The sequence below is a fragment of the Ensifer adhaerens genome (assembly GCF_002940685.1).
In the GTDB taxonomy this organism is placed as follows: domain Bacteria; phylum Pseudomonadota; class Alphaproteobacteria; order Rhizobiales; family Rhizobiaceae; genus Ensifer; species Ensifer adhaerens_E.
Genome location: NZ_PNFP01000007.1, coordinates 319,363 through 334,238, shown reverse-complemented (window position 1 = coordinate 334,238; position 14,876 = coordinate 319,363). Strand labels below are relative to the sequence as shown.

Below are 14,876 nucleotides of genomic sequence, written 5' to 3'. Positions count from 1 at the left end.
CCGCAGGCCCCCTATGAGTTGCTCAGTCCTCTCGGAATGCGCGGTTGAAGCTCTCCAGAAGAGGGCGCAAGACGTAGTGGGCAACGGTGAACTGCCCGGTCTTGATCAGCACCTCAGCCGGCATACCAGCCATGATCTCCACGTCCGGTAGCGCGCGCAGGGACGCGTCATCTATCCGGACACGGGCTATGTAGTAGGCTCGTTCCGTCTGCCTATCGACCAGACGGTCGGCGGAGACATAGGTGAGGACACCTTCGACCGGCGGAACCCTGCGATGCTTGTACGCCAGAAGACGCACGCGGGCCTCAAGGCCGGGACGAACCAGGTCGATGTCTTCTGGCTTGACTTGAGCCCGCACGATCAGCCGATCCTGGCGTGGAACGAGATCCATCAAGGGTTCGCCGGCCGTCACCACGCCTCCGAGCGTGTGGATTCTCAAATCTGTGATCGTACCGGCCTGGGGCGCACGCACCACCGTGCGCGCGAGGACGTCGCTCGCCGCCTCCATGCGCTCCAGGAGCTCAAAAGCCCGTGACTGGGTGTCGCGCAGACTTTGGGCGATCTCGGTTTGCTGGTCGCTTTCGAGCTTGAGGATCATCGCCTGCGATTCGCCGATTGCTTGCTCGGCACGCGAAACTTGAGCAAGCGCGTCACCAAGCCGTCCGTCGATCTCCGCCTGCTCGCGCTCGAGCTGCAGGAGGCGAACGCGCGTCTGCAGCCCCTTGGCAACCATCGGAACAACGGTCGCCAGCTCCTTGCGGATGATAGCCGCCCGTTTGGTTGCTGCATCCACCTGAAAACGCAGCGCAGCGATTTCCTGTTGTGTCTGCGCCTTGCGCTGTTGAATGACCTCGATTCGCAATGATTGAAGCTCACGGCGTGTATCGAAGATCTTCACCTGCCCCGCGAGAATCTCCGCCAAGGCAGCGTCGCCCCGCGCGGCCGACTTCAGGAGTGCCCCCGGAAACTCGATCCTCTCGCCCTTGATACGCTCGGACAGCAGGCGCGCCTCCATGGCTTGGGCCTCTCGAAGCTGCGCCTGAAGCACCTGGACGGTCGCGCGGGCCCTGGTATCGTCCATCCGGAGAAGGGGTTGTCCCGCGGCAACTTCGTCACCGTCGTGCACAAGAATATGCCTGATAATTCCGCCCTCCAGATGCTGAACGGTCTTACGGCTCGATTCTGCCTCGATGGCGCCGGCGGCAATAGCGGCGCTTTCGAGCGGAGCGATGCTTGCCCAAGTACCGAAACCGATCACGAACACACCAACGAGCCCGAACGCTCCGACCGCGAGCAGCCGCAGGGATTGGAACGGCGTGCCCGACGGCGTTGGAATAGTCGCAAGATCCGGCATGGCAATGCGTCTGGCCCCTCTCACGACGCAGTCCTCCCGTGTCCTTCCCCGGCTATGAAGCCTCCCCGCGTCCAGAGCGGGGACGGTTTCGAGGCGCCACGGCCGTCCGGCCGGCTTTGACCCCGGTCAGCAACGACGATTTGCTGGGGTTTGACCGGAAGGCTGGTGCGCCCGGCCTTGATCTTGCCGGCGACGTCCTTGCGACTCCCGAACGCATCCATTGCGCCGTTGTCGAGCACAAGTATCTTGTCGGCCATGTTCAGGATGCCGAGGCGCTGTGCGATGATGACGATCGTCGCACCCCGCTGGCGCATCTCCTGGATCGCTTGCCGCAAGGCCGTTTCACCTTCGGTGTCGAGACTGGCATTCGGCTCGTCCAGGACGATGAGACGCGGATGGCCGAACAAGGCCCGCGCCAACCCCAGCCGTTGCCGCTGTCCGCCGGAGAGCCGCATGCCCCCCTCACCGATGTCGGTCTCGTATCCCATGGGTAGCCGCATGATCATTTCATGCAGCCCGACCATCGCGGCCGCGCCGATCACATCATCCGGCTCAGCCTCCTGCAGGCGGGCGATGTTGTCCCGAACCGTGCCGCCGAAGAGTTCGATGTCCTGTGGAAGGTAACCGAAGTGCCGGTGGCCACCGGACCCAAGCCATATTCCGATGTCGGCGGCGTCGAGGCGCACATGGCCGGCTGTCGGGGCGATGGTGCCGGCGATGAGACGACCGAGCGTCGACTTGCCGGCCCCCGACGGCCCTATCACGCCGAGGACTTCCCCTGGGTTGATGGCGAAGGACAGCCGGCGGAGGGTCGGCGTGTCGGCGCCGGGTGGCATGAACGTCACCTGTTCGACGGAGAGCTGGCCATTTGGGCGCGGCAGTTTCATGGCTCTTCGAGCTTGAGGCGCCGACGCCATGATCTTGCGGAGGCGACCATAGCCCAGGCGCGCACCGCTGACTGCCCGCCAAGTGCCGATTGCGCTCTCCACCGGGCCGAGGGAGCGCCCGAGCAGGATGGTGGCGGCGAAGATCGCCGCCGGGCTGATGTCGTGCAGGATCACGAGCCAGGCCGCGCAGGCCATGACGATCACCTGAGCGAGAAGGCGGATAAAGCGCGCGAGCGCCTGGATTGCGGATGCTCGCGCGGCGGCGGAGAGTTGAGCCTCCTTCGCGACCACCTGGTCATCGTTCACCAGGCGAGCCACACCCGGCAGCATGCCCATCGCGCTGATGGCCTCGACGTTGCGCAGGAGCGATTCATACCGGTGCTGACTTGCGGCCCAAGCGGCGCTGGCGCGAGCAAACGGCTTGCGCGTCACGATCTCGTTGAGCATGGCCAACCCGAACAGGACTACCGACGCCAAAAGGCTTATCGCGCCGAGCAGCGGATGCACGAGGATCATCGCGAGAATGAATATCGGCGTCCAGGGGAGGTCGAACAGTGCCGTGCAGGCGCTACTGCCGAAGAAGGACCGAAGGCCGCTGAGATCACGCCAGGCCTGCGCGGCCGCGGCAGCATCGCTGCGCAGGGCCGACTGGACCGCTGAAATCAGAACAGAATGTTGAAGGCGATCGTCGAGCCAGACACCGATGCGGGCAAGCATGGCCCGCCGCAAGGCTTCGAGCGTGGCATGGACGGCCAGCGCCACAACCACGATCAGGGTCAACATCACAAGCGTGTCGATGCTGCGGCTCGCAAGGACATGGTCATAAACATGCAGAAGATAGAGCGGAACCGTCAGGGCCAAGAGATTTACGAAGAAACTGAGCACGAAGACCACGACGAGCGACGCCCGGCAAAGCATGAATGCCTGCTCGATTTCCGTTCCTGCGCGGGAGCCAGTTCGGGAGGAGGCCATGGGGCTGCCACCGCGCGAACGAGCTGCGGCGGACGAACGTCCCACTGCGATCAGGACGTAAAGGCGGCGCCATGCCTGCTCCATTTCCGTTCCCGCACGGGACCTCATTCGGGTGAGCACGAGAAGACAGCTTCGCGAGAAAGCCACAGTGGACCGACGGCCCGCCGCGGCCAAGAGGCCAAGGTGGCGCCATGCTCGCTTTATCTCCTTTCCCGTGCGAGACCTCATTCGGGTGAGCATGAGGAGACAGCTTTGCGAGAAAGCCACGGTGGACCGCCCGCCCGCCGCGACCAAGTGGCCAAGGTGGCGCCATGCTCGCGCTATCTCCGTTCCCGCGCGCGACCCCATTCGGGAGAGCATGAGGACACAGCTTCGCGAGAAAGCCACGGTGGCCCGACGGCCCGCCGCGGCCAAGAGGCAAAGGCGGCGCCATGCACGCTCTATCTCCGTTCCCGTGCGAGACCTCATTCGGGAGAGCATAAGGAGACAGGTTCGCGAGAAAGCCACGGTGGACCGGCCTCCCTCAGCGATTAAGAGGTAAAGGCCGTACAATGCCTGCACGATTTCCGCTCCCGCGCGAGACCTCATTCGGGAGAGCATGAGGCGACAGCTTCGCGCGCAAGCCACGGTGGCCCGACATCCCGTCGCGACCAAGAGGCAAAGGCGGCGCAGTGCTCGCTCTATTTCCGTTCCTACGCGGGACATAATTCGGGAAAAAGCCATGGGGCGAAAGCCTCGCGAGCGAGCCACGGCGCACCAACGTCCCGCCGCGATTGGCAAAGGCGGCGCTCGGACTTATCCGGGCGCCTACTTTCGGGGAGATCGTTCAGGCCACATCGAAATCGAAGTCGATATCGATGTCCGCGTGCTGTTCGGCGTATTGATCCTGGTCGACATCTACGTCGACATCCTGATCCTGATCGACGGTCACGTCGTTATCGTTGTCCTGATCGGTGTCGTTGTCATTCCAGGCGTCGCCGTCGGCATCTGCGTCGGCATCCGCGTCACTACGATCGTCGGCGTCGGCATCGGCGTCGGCGTCATTGTCGGTGTCTGCATCCTGATCGGTGTCGTTGTTATTGTCGTTGTCGATATCAACGTCGGAGTCCTGGTCGGTATCGGTATCTACGTCCTGGTCCTGATCCTGATCGAGGTCCTGATCGATGTCGGCGTCGATATCTATGTCGAAGTCATTGTCTTTAACGTCGGGCATTTCGTGCACTCCTCCGGTTGCTTCCTCAGCGCATCGATGGCTAGTTGGATGATCGACCATGACGATCAACGATCCTCACGGATCCTTCGTCCAGCGATCGATTGCGACAAAGCATCACTGTTTCCGGCGTCGGAAAACAGTTGCCAATTCGGGTTGACTAAAGGGATAGTTGCGGAAGGATTTTCTTCTTAATTCGGACCGCGATGTATCTTATTAGGTTAATTCGTTGGTTTAAGTTTTCTGGTTCAGAAAATAGAACCGGTCTAAACATACACCAACATAATTGTTGAAATATGTAACGTCCCCATACCAAGAAAATATTTCAGAATTTCTTTGACGAACATTGTTTTCTCAAATCGGCGTTCTTGTTTCCAGCGGCCGAACACGATGGCCGTCGCTGGCGTCCTTGATGGCCAAATCTGGCCTTCCACGAGTAGATACGCGATCGATGACGCGATGCTTTGGCACAGATCGGCGACAGGAACGCCCGTTTGGCGTTCGCTGAAAACACAGCCTCCCGGTTCTGCGGTGAAGCCGTTACGCCTCATCTCCGGGTCCGCAACTGGACCGGATCGTGTATCTGCGGGACTAGCCGGGCAGGCGAACTCACGCGTCGTCTATTTCGACGGCCACGTCGATATCACCGTCGGCGACAGCTTCTTCATACAGGGCGACTTCGATATCGCCGTCATCATCCAGCTCGAACGCCCCGTTTGCCAGGGCTTCCAGGAGGGAAGCGACGTCCACGTCGACTTCGGCGTCGAGGTCATCACGGACTTCCACGTCGACATCGATGTTTCCGTCGTTTTCGGTGTCCTGATCGATTTCGACGTCGAGACTATCTTCGTCGTCAGCGTCGATATCCGCATCGACATCGCTTTCGATCTCGACATCGTCTTCCACTTCCGCATCGATTTCGACGACGACAATACCGTCGTCCTCGCTTACTTCGACATCCACTTCGATCCGCTGATCGACCTCGGGCCGCTGATCAGCAGTCACGTCGACGTCGCGGCTGCCAGTGTCGTCCCGGTCGCTATCGATGTCGGTCTCCTGGTCAATTTCGCCATTCTGATCGACCTCGGCATCGAGCTCGACGGCAACCGACGGCGAGCCAACGTCTACCTTGATGTCGACATCGTCTCTGAGTTCCGAGTCCTGATCCAGGTCGATTTCATCCCTGCCCATCATGCATCTCCTTGTGAACAGCGAGAGCTTGCACCTGCGATTGAGAATCCCACCTTTCGAACGACTGGGATAGACGCCAACTCGGGCGAAGGACGTCAAGGAAGAGCCAAGAAGACAGACGTCAGTGCTAGCCAGGGCGAGTCCGAGATCAGGCTCCTCACGCCGCCGCCGCCAGAAATGATTAACACCAATGTATGTGGGAGCGTTTGCTCGTCGGGGGCGAAGGAATGCACAAGAAGCCCTCAAGCACCTCGGCAGCGTGGCTGTAGGCGCCGTCTCTGGGCCCCTGCCCGAGGAGGGGCAACAGACTCCTTTCACTCTTACCCCGCCGTCTCTTCGGGCGCTGGAGATCAGGGTGGCAGCGATGTCACCATCATTTCTCGCGGCAGGCACCGTTTCACTTCAGCTTGTCCAGCTGAGTAGATCGAGCTTGTCGAGTTTGGTGGTGGCAGATTTGGACTGGGACACTTCGGCGGGCGCCTGTGCCTCGGCTGCACGCCGAGTTCGCGCGCTTGGCGAGGGAATTCGGCGCTCGACTAGATTATGCCGATTTTCGGTTGATTGACCGCCGAACGTCGTCAATTCTCCCACACATCGGATGGGTCTAAATCTGATTGCACCAACGCCGAGGGCGGAGGACGGGCCGCGAAACGCCCGTTGCAATCGAAAAAGGATCACATCCATGAGCAACGAACAGAAGGTCGCGATCATCACCGGTGCATCGCAGGGTATCGGCGCCGCCCTGGTAGGCGCTTACCGCGATCGCAACTATCGCGTCATCGCCACATCTCGCTCCATTCAGGAGAGCGCGGACGCCGGCATTCTCGCTGTCGCCGGCGACATCGGCAATCCCGAGACTGCCGAGCGAGTCGTGCGCCTGGGCCTCGAACGGTTCGGCCGTATCGACACGCTGGTCAACAATGCCGGGATCTTCACCGCCAAGCCGTTCACCGAATTCACCCAGGAAGATTATGACCAGAACATGAGCGTCAATGTCGCCGGCTTCTTCCACATCACCCAGCGCGCCGCACGCGAGATGCTGAAGCAGGGCTCCGGCCACATCGTCAGCATCACCACCAGCCTCGTCAATCAGCCGATTGCCGGCGTGCCCGCGGCGCTCGCCTCGATCACGAAGGGCGGCCTGAACTCGGTTACCCAGGCGCTCGCCATCGAGTTCGCGACATCGGGCGTTCGCGTCAACGCGGTCTCGCCCGGCATCATCAAGACGCCGATGCACGCACCGGAAACCCATGCGGCGCTCTCGACGCTTCACCCCGTCGGCCGCATGGGTGAGATCCGCGATATCGTCGACGCGGTCCTCTACCTCGAAAGTGCCGGCTTCGTGACAGGCGAGATCCTGCATGTCGACGGCGGCCAGAACGCCGGACGCTGGTAGGCACAAGGGCGGAGGCGCCGACGACAGGTGAACCCCGTGTCGGCTCTCTGCCAGGAGATTGGCGATCAAGCACGGCACCTGACGGTGCCATTGAAACCCGGAAAGGAGACGGCAATGCCGATCGTGACAGTTCAGGTGACCCGCGAGGGCACCACGCCGGAGCGCCATGCGGTGACGGCAGAGGAAAAGGCCGAGATCATCAGGGGCGTCAGCCAGGTGCTGCTCGACGTGCTCAACAAGCCGCTGGAATCGACCTATGTGGTCATTGAGGAGGTCGACCTCGACAATTGGGGCTGGGGCGGCCTGCCCACCGCCCAGTATCGCGCACAGCTTGCTGCAAAAGCTAAAGCCTGACGCCATCAGCCACAGTTCCCGCGACCCGTCGCTTGCCACCAAGCGGCGGGTTTCCTTTGTGAAATTGTGTCGAAATGTATCCGCAGGCGCTTGCATTACAGTTACATGCAAGTCTGGATGTGGCGAACACACCGACGACATATCCCGAGCGTCAACCAGACAGGGCAAGTGTCGCGAAGCCCTGACCGAACGTTGCCGGCAAGATGCGAAGACCGAACCGGCTTGAGGAGTTTGCCCGATGGATCATATCGACCATGTGCTGATCGTCGACGACGACCGTGAGATCCGGGAACTCGTGTCGAGCTACCTCAAGAAAAACGGCTTGCGCACAACCGCGGTCGCCGACGGGCGGCAGATGCGCAGCTTCCTCGAGGGCGATACAGTCGACCTGATCGTGCTCGACGTGATGATGCCGGGCGACGACGGGCTGGTGCTCAGCCGCGAACTGCGCGCCGGCAGGCACAAGGCAATCCCGATCATCATGCTGACGGCGCGCTCGGACGAGATGGACCGCATTCTCGGGCTTGAAATGGGCGCGGACGACTATCTCTCCAAGCCATTTTCCGCGCGCGAACTGCTTGCCCGTATCAAGGCCGTGCTTCGGCGCGCCCGCATGCTGCCACCCAACCTGCAGATTTCGGAGGCCGGGCAGTTGCTGCGCTTCGGCCGATGGAAACTCGACACGACGGCGCGGCACCTGATCGACGCCGATGGCACCGTGATTGCGTTAAGCGGCGCAGAATATCGGCTGCTGAAGGTGTTCATCGACCACCCCCAGCGCGTGCTCAACCGCGACCAGTTGCTCAATCTCACCCAGGGCCGCGAGGCCGAACTGTTCGACCGGTCGATCGACCTGCTCGTCAGCCGTGTTCGACAGCGGCTCGGCGACGATGCCCGCGAACCGACCTACATCAAGACGGTGCGCAGCGAAGGCTATGTCTTCTCGGTACCGATCGAGATCATGGAGGCGCGCGAATGACGACGAACACCGCCGAAGAAGGCTTTCGACTATGGCCGCGCACGCTCAGGGCGCGGCTCTTTGTTATCCTGCTTGCCGGCCTCACCATCGCACATGTGATGTCGTTCACCGTTCTGTTCTTCGAACGCTACATGTCAGCCAAGTCCGTCATGTTCAACACGCTGGAAAACGACATTGCAACCTCGATCGCGATACTCGACCGCCTGCCCGTAGCCGAGCGCCCCTCCTGGCTCAATCGCCTCGGCCGAGACAACTACGGCTTCATTCTCGGCCCGGGCGTTTCCGGCAACCCGTCGGTCGATCCGGCCACTGCGGAGCTTTCGGCCAACATCCAGCGTGCGACCGGCCCGAACTACCCGGTGACCGTCGAAACGATCCCTGGCGATCGACGCCATGTGCAGGCGCATCTGACGTTGAGCGACGGCTCGCCGCTGACGATCGACGTCTATCCCAAGGGGGTGATGCCGCTCGCCGACTGGCTGCCTTACGTGCTCCTGGCCCAACTCGCGCTCCTGCTTTTCTGCAGTTGGTTCGCGATGCGCCAGGCCGTCCGGCCGCTCGTCAATCTTGCCGCGGCGGCCGACACGCTCGACCCGAACCGCAACACGCCGAGGCTCAGCGAAACCGGCCCGACGGAGGTCGCCTATGCGGCAACCGCGTTCAACGCCATGCGCGACCGCATCGCCCAGTATCTCGAAGAGCGCGTCCAGATTCTGGCGGCCATTTCCCACGACCTGCAGACGCCGATCACCCGCATGAAGCTGCGCGCGGAAATGGCCGAGGATTTCGCCGACCGGGAAAAGCTGATCCAGGATCTGGGCCAGATCGAGAGCCTGGTCAAGGAAGGCGTCGCCTATGCCCGCAGCGCCCATGGCAATGTCGAGAAGCCGACGCGCGTCGATCTCGCCTCGTTCATCGAAAGCCTCGTCTACGATTATCAGGACACCGGCAAATCCGTCAGCGCCCGTGACGTCGATGGCGGCACGATCACGACCCGTCCGCAGGCGCTCCGGCGCATTCTCACCAATCTTGTCGACAACGCGCTCAAGTTTGCCGGCAGCGCCGAGATCGAGGCGCGGCGGCTTGCCGACGATAGTGTGATCATCAGCGTGCTCGACCGCGGGCCGGGCATTCCGGACGATCAACTGGGCGCCGTGTTGAAGCCCTTCGTGCGATTGGAAGACTCCCGCAATCGGGAAACCGGCGGGACCGGGCTTGGTCTCGCCATCGCCCAGCAGTTGGCAGTCTCCATCAACGCGTCTCTGACCTTGCGTAATCGTGACGGCGGCGGCCTCTTGGGCGAGTTGGTGATCCGCCCTCAGTAGAGGGGAGCTCAGAAAGCGCCAGATAAGTCGCGATAAAACAATCGCATATATTATTTTCCTAATGTTTATGTTGAGAAAATTCCCCGAGAAGGCAAGGCTTACCGGGCCCGGGCCGCGCTCGGCCACGCCCATGGCCGATGCAAAAGAGCGGCGACCCTGATGGTCGCCGCTCCGGAGGTGACAAGAGCTGGTGCTGATCAGACGAGATTGATCGTCACGTCGATGTTCCCACGGGTGGCCTTGGAATAGGGGCAGGTCTGGTGCGCGGCATCGACCAGGCGGCGCGCGACGTCGGCGTCGATCCCCGGCAGACTGACGTTCAGCCTGGCCCTGAGGAAGTAGCCGCCGTCGCGGTTCAAAAGGTCCACTTCGGCATCGACGGCAACGTCGGCGGGAAGTGCGATCTTCGACTGGCCGGCCGCAAGGCCGATCGCACCGATGAAACACGCCGACCAGCCGGCTGCAAAGAGCTGCTCCGGGTTCGTCCCCGGCCGGGAACTGCCGGGCGTGGAAAGCTTGGTGTCGAGGCGTCCGTCGTCGCTCCGGGCAGCGCCGTCGCGGCCGCCGGTCGTGTGGGTCTTGCCGGTGTAGATTACCTTTTCAGCTTCGCTCATGGTGTTCTTCCTTTCGGCAGGTTTTGCCGTCCGGGCCCGATTGCCCTGCGACCGTCGAGACGCATCTGGCGTCCCGCAGGTGTCTGGGATGTTTCACCGAAAGCCTGGAATTGTATGGAAACCCGCCGGGTGCCGGCGCAGATACATGCTGATACGAAGCCCATCCGGAAGCGGCTTGTCGTTCATGGCGCCTCACCGGCATGCGCTGCGCCGCGTCCGACAACTCCCGTCACTGGTCAACGCGCAAAAAAATGCGCGGGGCCGGCGAACCGGAACCCCGCGCCTCCACGCAATCGGCGGGAGAAGAACTAGAAACGGTCGACGGCGACGATCGCCTCGGCGAAGGCAAGCGGCGCCTCCTGCGGCAGGTTGTGACCGATGCCGCCGCTGATCAGCCGATGCTCATATCTGCCGGAGAAGCGCTTGGCATAGGCCGATGGGTCCGGATGCGGAGCGCCATTGGCGTCGCCCTCCAGCGTGATCGTCGGGACGGTGATCGCAGGGAACTGTGCCAGCCGCTTTTCGAGATCGTCATACTTCGCTTCACCCTCGGCAAGGCTGAGGCGCCAGCGGTAATTATGGATCGAGATATCGACATGATCGGGGTTTTCCAGCGCTTCGGCACTCCTGTCGAAGGTGGCGTCGTCGAAGTTCCACCTGGGCGAAGCTAGCTTCCAGATCAGACGGGCGAATTCCTTGTGGTTCTGCTTGTAACCCTCATAGCCCCGCTCGGTGGCGAAGTAGAACTGGTACCACCAGGCAAGCTCGGCCTGCGGCGACAGCGGCTTCCTGTTCACGTCCTGGCTGCCGATCAGGTAGCCGCTGACAGAGACCAGCGCCTTGCAACGTTCGGGCCAGAGCGCGGCGATGATATTTGCTGTTCGCGCACCCCAATCGCAACCGCCGATGACCGCCTTTTCGATCTCGAGCGCATCCATGAGGGCGACGATGTCCGTGGCGATCGCCGCCTGCTGGCCGTTCCTGGGTGTGTCCGCAGAGAGGAACCGGGTCGTGCCGTAGCCGCGCAGATAGGGAACGATGACGCGGTAGCCGGCATTTGCCAGAAGCGGCGCCACATCCACATAGGTGTGAATGTCATAGGGCCAGCCGTGCAGGAGAATGACGACCGGAGCGTCACTGGCGCCAAGCTCGGCATAGCCGACGTTCAACACGCCGGCATCGATCTGCTTGAGGGTCGCGAAGGATTTGTTCGTCCCGGGGGTTACGGCCGGCAGGCGCGGAGCCGCGCCGGTTGCCGCTTGCGCTCCGGCGGCGCCGGCGGAAGCGAACTGCGTCACAGCGAGCGAGAGCGCGATGGCGCCGATGAAACGACGGCGTGGGTGGTTGACTTCGTCCGACATTGGGAACCTCCGGTGACCTGAACTGCCATCAGGAATGGAGTGCCGGTGTATCCCGCGCGTGTGCTTGGCCGCCCCAATTGAAAGCGCATGTAGAATCGGCAGGCGTCGGACACACGGTGATACAATTGATCCAGAGGCGGTCTCGCCGTCAGGCAACGCCTTCGCGCGCATTGCGTCGGATCGTCTGGGGCGGTTGCCCGAGCGTGCGCAAGAAGGCCCGGCGCATGCGATCGCTGTCGGCGAAACCGGTCTGCTCGGCAATCACGTCCATGGAGTGACGTCCCTGCTCCATCAAGAGCCGCGCGGCTTCCACGCGCAGATGCTCGACAGCCTTGGCCGGCGACTGGCCGGTCTCGGAGCGGAAGGCGCGGCTGAATTGGCGCGCGCTCAGGCCCGCGGCGTCCGCAAGCTCCTCGACCGACAGGACATTGCGCAGGTTGGCCTTGGCGTAATTGACCGATTTCTGGATGCGGTCCGACTTTGGATCGAGCTCGAGCAACGCGGAGAACTGCGACTGGCCGCCGGCCCGCCGGTGATAGACGACGAGCTTGCGCGCCACTTGCCGCGCGACATCCTCGCCATGGTCCTTCTCGATCATTGCCAGCGCCAGGTCGATGCTGGCCGTCATGCCGGCGGAAGTCCACACGCTGCCATCGACGATGAAGATGCGATCCTCCTCGACCCGCACCTCCGGAAAACGATCCCGCAGCTGACGCGCAAACACCCAGTGGGTCGTGGCGCGACGGCCGTCGAGCAGCCCGGATTCCGCCAGGATGAAGGCACCGGTGCAAGGCGCGGCCACCCGCCGCGATGCCTTGAGCGCGTGGCGCGCGAAGGCGACCAGCCCGGGAGAAACCGGTTCGATCTCGGTCCCCGCGCCAAACATGACGGTTTCATAGACCGCATCGTCGAAGGCCTTCGTCAGCACGCCGAAACCGGCGGACGACTTGATCTCGCCGCCGGCCTCCGACAGCAATTCGATTTCGTAAGCCTGCTCCCCGAGCGTCAGATTGGCGATCTCGAAGGCAGTGACCGCCGCGAACCCCATGAGCTGAAACCGCGGAAAGACGACGTAGCCGATCCTGTGCATGTCACCCCCTGTCTGGAATGGTCGTTTGTACCATATTTACGCCATGGGAGAAACACGGGCGGTCGGGGCAATGGCTTACTCGGGAAGCGGCTTGCCCGCGTGTTCTGCCACCATGTAGGCCGCATACCAATCCGGCCAATTGTGGTCGTGTTCACCACCGCTGCGCTTCTCGTGTTCGCCATGCGCGGCGGCAGCGCGACGCAGAGCCGCGGCAAGATCGGCGACCGAAGTAAAGCCCGTGACGTCACCGTCAACCCTTCCAGGCAGGCGCTCGGTCACTTCCTGCAGCAGCCAGCCGTTTCCATCGGGGTCGCTGAAGGTGGCGTAGGAGCGGTAGCTGCGGCGCGCCGGATCGCGGCCGCTTACCGGCGGCTTTCCGGGGCCTTCACGGTGGAAGATTTCGCTGACCTTAGCGCCGCGTTCAACCAGCTCCGCACGCGCGGCTTCTATATCCGAGACCACGAGGTAAAGCCCGCTTGCCGAACCGGGAGTGGCCGAGGTCAATCCCGTGCCAAAGTGGATCGACGCCGGCGAGCCGGGAGGGGTGAACTGCACCACGCGAAATGTATCGCCGACGGGAAAGTCGGCATCGAGCCGCCAACCGAGGCGGCCATAAAAGTCCTTGGCGCGATCGACATCCGAAACCGGAATGAGGGCGACCTCGAATTTCAGATCGACCGATGGCGCCCTGTTCTCGCTAGCTGCACCTGTCATGACACTTCTCCTTTGTTGCAACGGTGGGGCGCACTTCCGCACGCCCCTTGCTCTCAGCTCGGTTGACGCAGTGACTTGAAGGAAGCTCTCAGTTCATCGACCAGGGCTTCCGGCTGCTCCCAGGCTGCAAAATGCCCGCCCTTGGTGAGACGATTATAATGGATGAGCTTGGGGAACGCCTTCTCCGCCCAGGACTTCGGCGCTTGATAAAGCTCGTCCGGAAATGCGCTGACGGCCACCGGGATCTGCACGCCCTTCGGCTGGAAGAAGGCGAGCTTGTTCTCCCAATAGAGCCGCGCCGACGACACGGCTGTGTTGGTCAGCCAGTAAAGCGTGATGTTGTCGAGCACGTCATCGCGGCTTAGACCTTCCTTCTGGCCGTCGAAGACGCGGGCAATCAGCTCGTAGCTGCGGGCGTCGTGGTCGAGCATCCAACTCGCAAGCCCGATCGGCGAATCCTCAATACTGTAAAGCGTTTGCGGACGTTTGCTCATCTCCTGCGCATAGGAGAGACCATTCCGGTAGAAGAAATCGAGCTGCTCATAGGCGCGGCGCTCGTCGGCCGAGAGGTTCGCTGGCGCCGGCTGGCCGGCATCCAGGCTCTTCTGGATCTCGGCCGGAACGGTCGCCGGCATATTGGTGTGGATGCCGAGCAAGCCGGCCGGCTGCTGCAGCGCCATCTGCTCGGTGACCGCATCACCCCAGTCGCCACCCTGCGCGACGTAATGTGCGTAGCCGAGACGCTGCATCAGCACCGCCCACGCCCGTGCGATCCTCACCGGATCCCAGCCGCGCTCCGTCGGCTTGCCGGAGAAGCCGTAGCCGGGCAGCGACGGAATGACCACGTCGAAAGCATCGGCTTCGGTGCCGCCATACGCCGTCGGATTGCTCAGAGGATCGATGATCTTCAACTGCTCGATGATCGAGCCCGGCCAGCCGTGGGTGACGATCAGCGGCATCGCGTTCTTGTGCTTGGAGCGCACGTGGATAAAGTGGATGTCGACGCCGTCGATGTTGGTCACGAACTGCGGCAGGTCGTTGAGCTTCTTTTCCAGCCGGTGCCAGTCATATGTGGTCGCCCAATAGTCGGCAAGCTTCTGCATGGTGGCGAGCTGGACGCCCTGGGTGCCGTCGCCCACCAGTTCCCGGTCCGGCCATTTGGTCGCCGCTATGCGCTGCTTGAGATCGGCAAGGGCCGCATCGCTTGCATGGTACTGGAACGGACGGATGGATTCGTCGGCAGCAGGCCTTGCCGCAGCCGTGATCTGGGCGCTGCCCGCCGAGGAGGCCCCTGCGGCATGGGCGGCGAGCGAAGGAAGCAGGATCGCGATCGCTCCGGACAGCGCGAGGGCGGCCAAGCGACTGCTCCTGGCAGTTGGCAAGTAGCGTCTGGACATCATCATTCTCCTGGTTCGAGGGACGGCGATGC

The 14,876-nt window shown here is 62.5% G+C and carries 14 protein-coding genes; 5 read left to right on the top strand and 9 right to left on the bottom strand.

Annotated elements, in window-relative coordinates; translation table 11 throughout:
• Positions 1-22: 22 nt before the first annotated feature.
• Both C1A35_RS16360 and C1A35_RS16355 read right to left on the bottom strand, forming a co-directional pair.
• Positions 23-1,354, bottom strand: coding sequence for an HlyD family type I secretion periplasmic adaptor subunit (locus C1A35_RS16360; protein WP_234822882.1), 1,332 nt, complete (start codon positions 1,352-1,354; stop codon positions 23-25).
• A gap of 20 nt (positions 1,355-1,374) precedes the next feature.
• Positions 1,375-3,297 (bottom strand): type I secretion system permease/ATPase, encoded by a 1,923-nt coding sequence (locus C1A35_RS16355; protein ID WP_234822881.1) that lies wholly within the window; start codon positions 3,295-3,297, stop codon positions 1,375-1,377.
• Between the two features lie 514 nt (positions 3,298-3,811).
• On the opposite strand from C1A35_RS16355, the gene C1A35_RS35985 reads away from it, so the two are divergent.
• Positions 3,812-4,618, top strand: coding sequence for a hypothetical protein (locus C1A35_RS35985; RefSeq protein WP_158665089.1), 807 nt, complete (start codon positions 3,812-3,814; stop codon positions 4,616-4,618).
• 71 nt (positions 4,619-4,689) lie between these two features.
• Here the strand turns inward: C1A35_RS35985 and C1A35_RS35980 are convergent, their stop codons facing one another.
• Together C1A35_RS35980 and C1A35_RS16350 are read right to left on the bottom strand one after the other, a co-directional pair.
• Positions 4,690-4,974: a hypothetical protein gene (locus tag C1A35_RS35980; RefSeq protein ID WP_158665088.1), complete on the bottom strand. Its 285-nt coding sequence runs from the start codon at positions 4,972-4,974 to the stop codon at positions 4,690-4,692.
• 58 nt (positions 4,975-5,032) lie between these two features.
• On the bottom strand, positions 5,033-5,713 hold the full coding sequence (locus tag C1A35_RS16350; RefSeq protein WP_158665087.1) for a hypothetical protein: 681 nt from the start codon (positions 5,711-5,713) through the stop codon (positions 5,033-5,035).
• A gap of 583 nt (positions 5,714-6,296) precedes the next feature.
• Between C1A35_RS16350 and C1A35_RS16345 the strand changes: the two genes are divergently transcribed.
• The 4 genes from C1A35_RS16345 (at position 6,297) to C1A35_RS16330 (ending at position 9,668) form a co-directional block, all read left to right on the top strand.
• Positions 6,297-7,010 (top strand): SDR family NAD(P)-dependent oxidoreductase, encoded by a 714-nt coding sequence (locus tag C1A35_RS16345; protein ID WP_104665339.1) that lies wholly within the window; start codon positions 6,297-6,299, stop codon positions 7,008-7,010.
• Between the two features lie 114 nt (positions 7,011-7,124).
• On the top strand, positions 7,125-7,364 hold the full coding sequence (locus tag C1A35_RS16340; protein ID WP_104665338.1) for a tautomerase family protein: 240 nt from the start codon (positions 7,125-7,127) through the stop codon (positions 7,362-7,364).
• Between the two features lie 238 nt (positions 7,365-7,602).
• A complete protein-coding gene (locus tag C1A35_RS16335) occupies positions 7,603-8,343 on the top strand; it encodes a response regulator (protein WP_104665337.1) in 741 nt (246 codons plus the stop codon).
• Positions 8,340-9,668: a sensor histidine kinase gene (locus C1A35_RS16330; protein ID WP_104665336.1), complete on the top strand. Its 1,329-nt coding sequence runs from the start codon at positions 8,340-8,342 to the stop codon at positions 9,666-9,668. Before C1A35_RS16335 ends, C1A35_RS16330 begins: the two co-directional genes overlap by 4 nt.
• 197 nt (positions 9,669-9,865) lie before the next feature.
• Here C1A35_RS16330 and C1A35_RS16325 read toward each other — a convergent pair whose 3' ends face one another.
• The 5 genes from C1A35_RS16325 to C1A35_RS16305 form a co-directional block, all read right to left on the bottom strand.
• Positions 9,866-10,282, bottom strand: a complete 417-nt coding sequence (locus C1A35_RS16325) for an organic hydroperoxide resistance protein (protein WP_104665335.1) — start codon at positions 10,280-10,282, stop codon at positions 9,866-9,868.
• Between the two features lie 308 nt (positions 10,283-10,590).
• Positions 10,591-11,643: an alpha/beta fold hydrolase gene (locus C1A35_RS16320; protein WP_104665334.1), complete on the bottom strand. Its 1,053-nt coding sequence runs from the start codon at positions 11,641-11,643 to the stop codon at positions 10,591-10,593.
• Positions 11,644-11,791: 148 nt separating this feature from the next.
• Positions 11,792-12,733 (bottom strand): GlxA family transcriptional regulator, encoded by a 942-nt coding sequence (locus C1A35_RS16315; protein ID WP_104665333.1) that lies wholly within the window; start codon positions 12,731-12,733, stop codon positions 11,792-11,794.
• A 75-nt stretch (positions 12,734-12,808) separates the two neighbouring features.
• Entirely contained in the window at positions 12,809-13,447 is a 639-nt protein-coding gene (locus C1A35_RS16310) for a VOC family protein (RefSeq protein ID WP_104665332.1), read from the bottom strand.
• A gap of 53 nt (positions 13,448-13,500) precedes the next feature.
• Positions 13,501-14,847: an epoxide hydrolase family protein gene (locus C1A35_RS16305; RefSeq protein ID WP_440271536.1), complete on the bottom strand. Its 1,347-nt coding sequence runs from the start codon at positions 14,845-14,847 to the stop codon at positions 13,501-13,503.
• Positions 14,848-14,876: the final 29 nt, after the last annotated feature.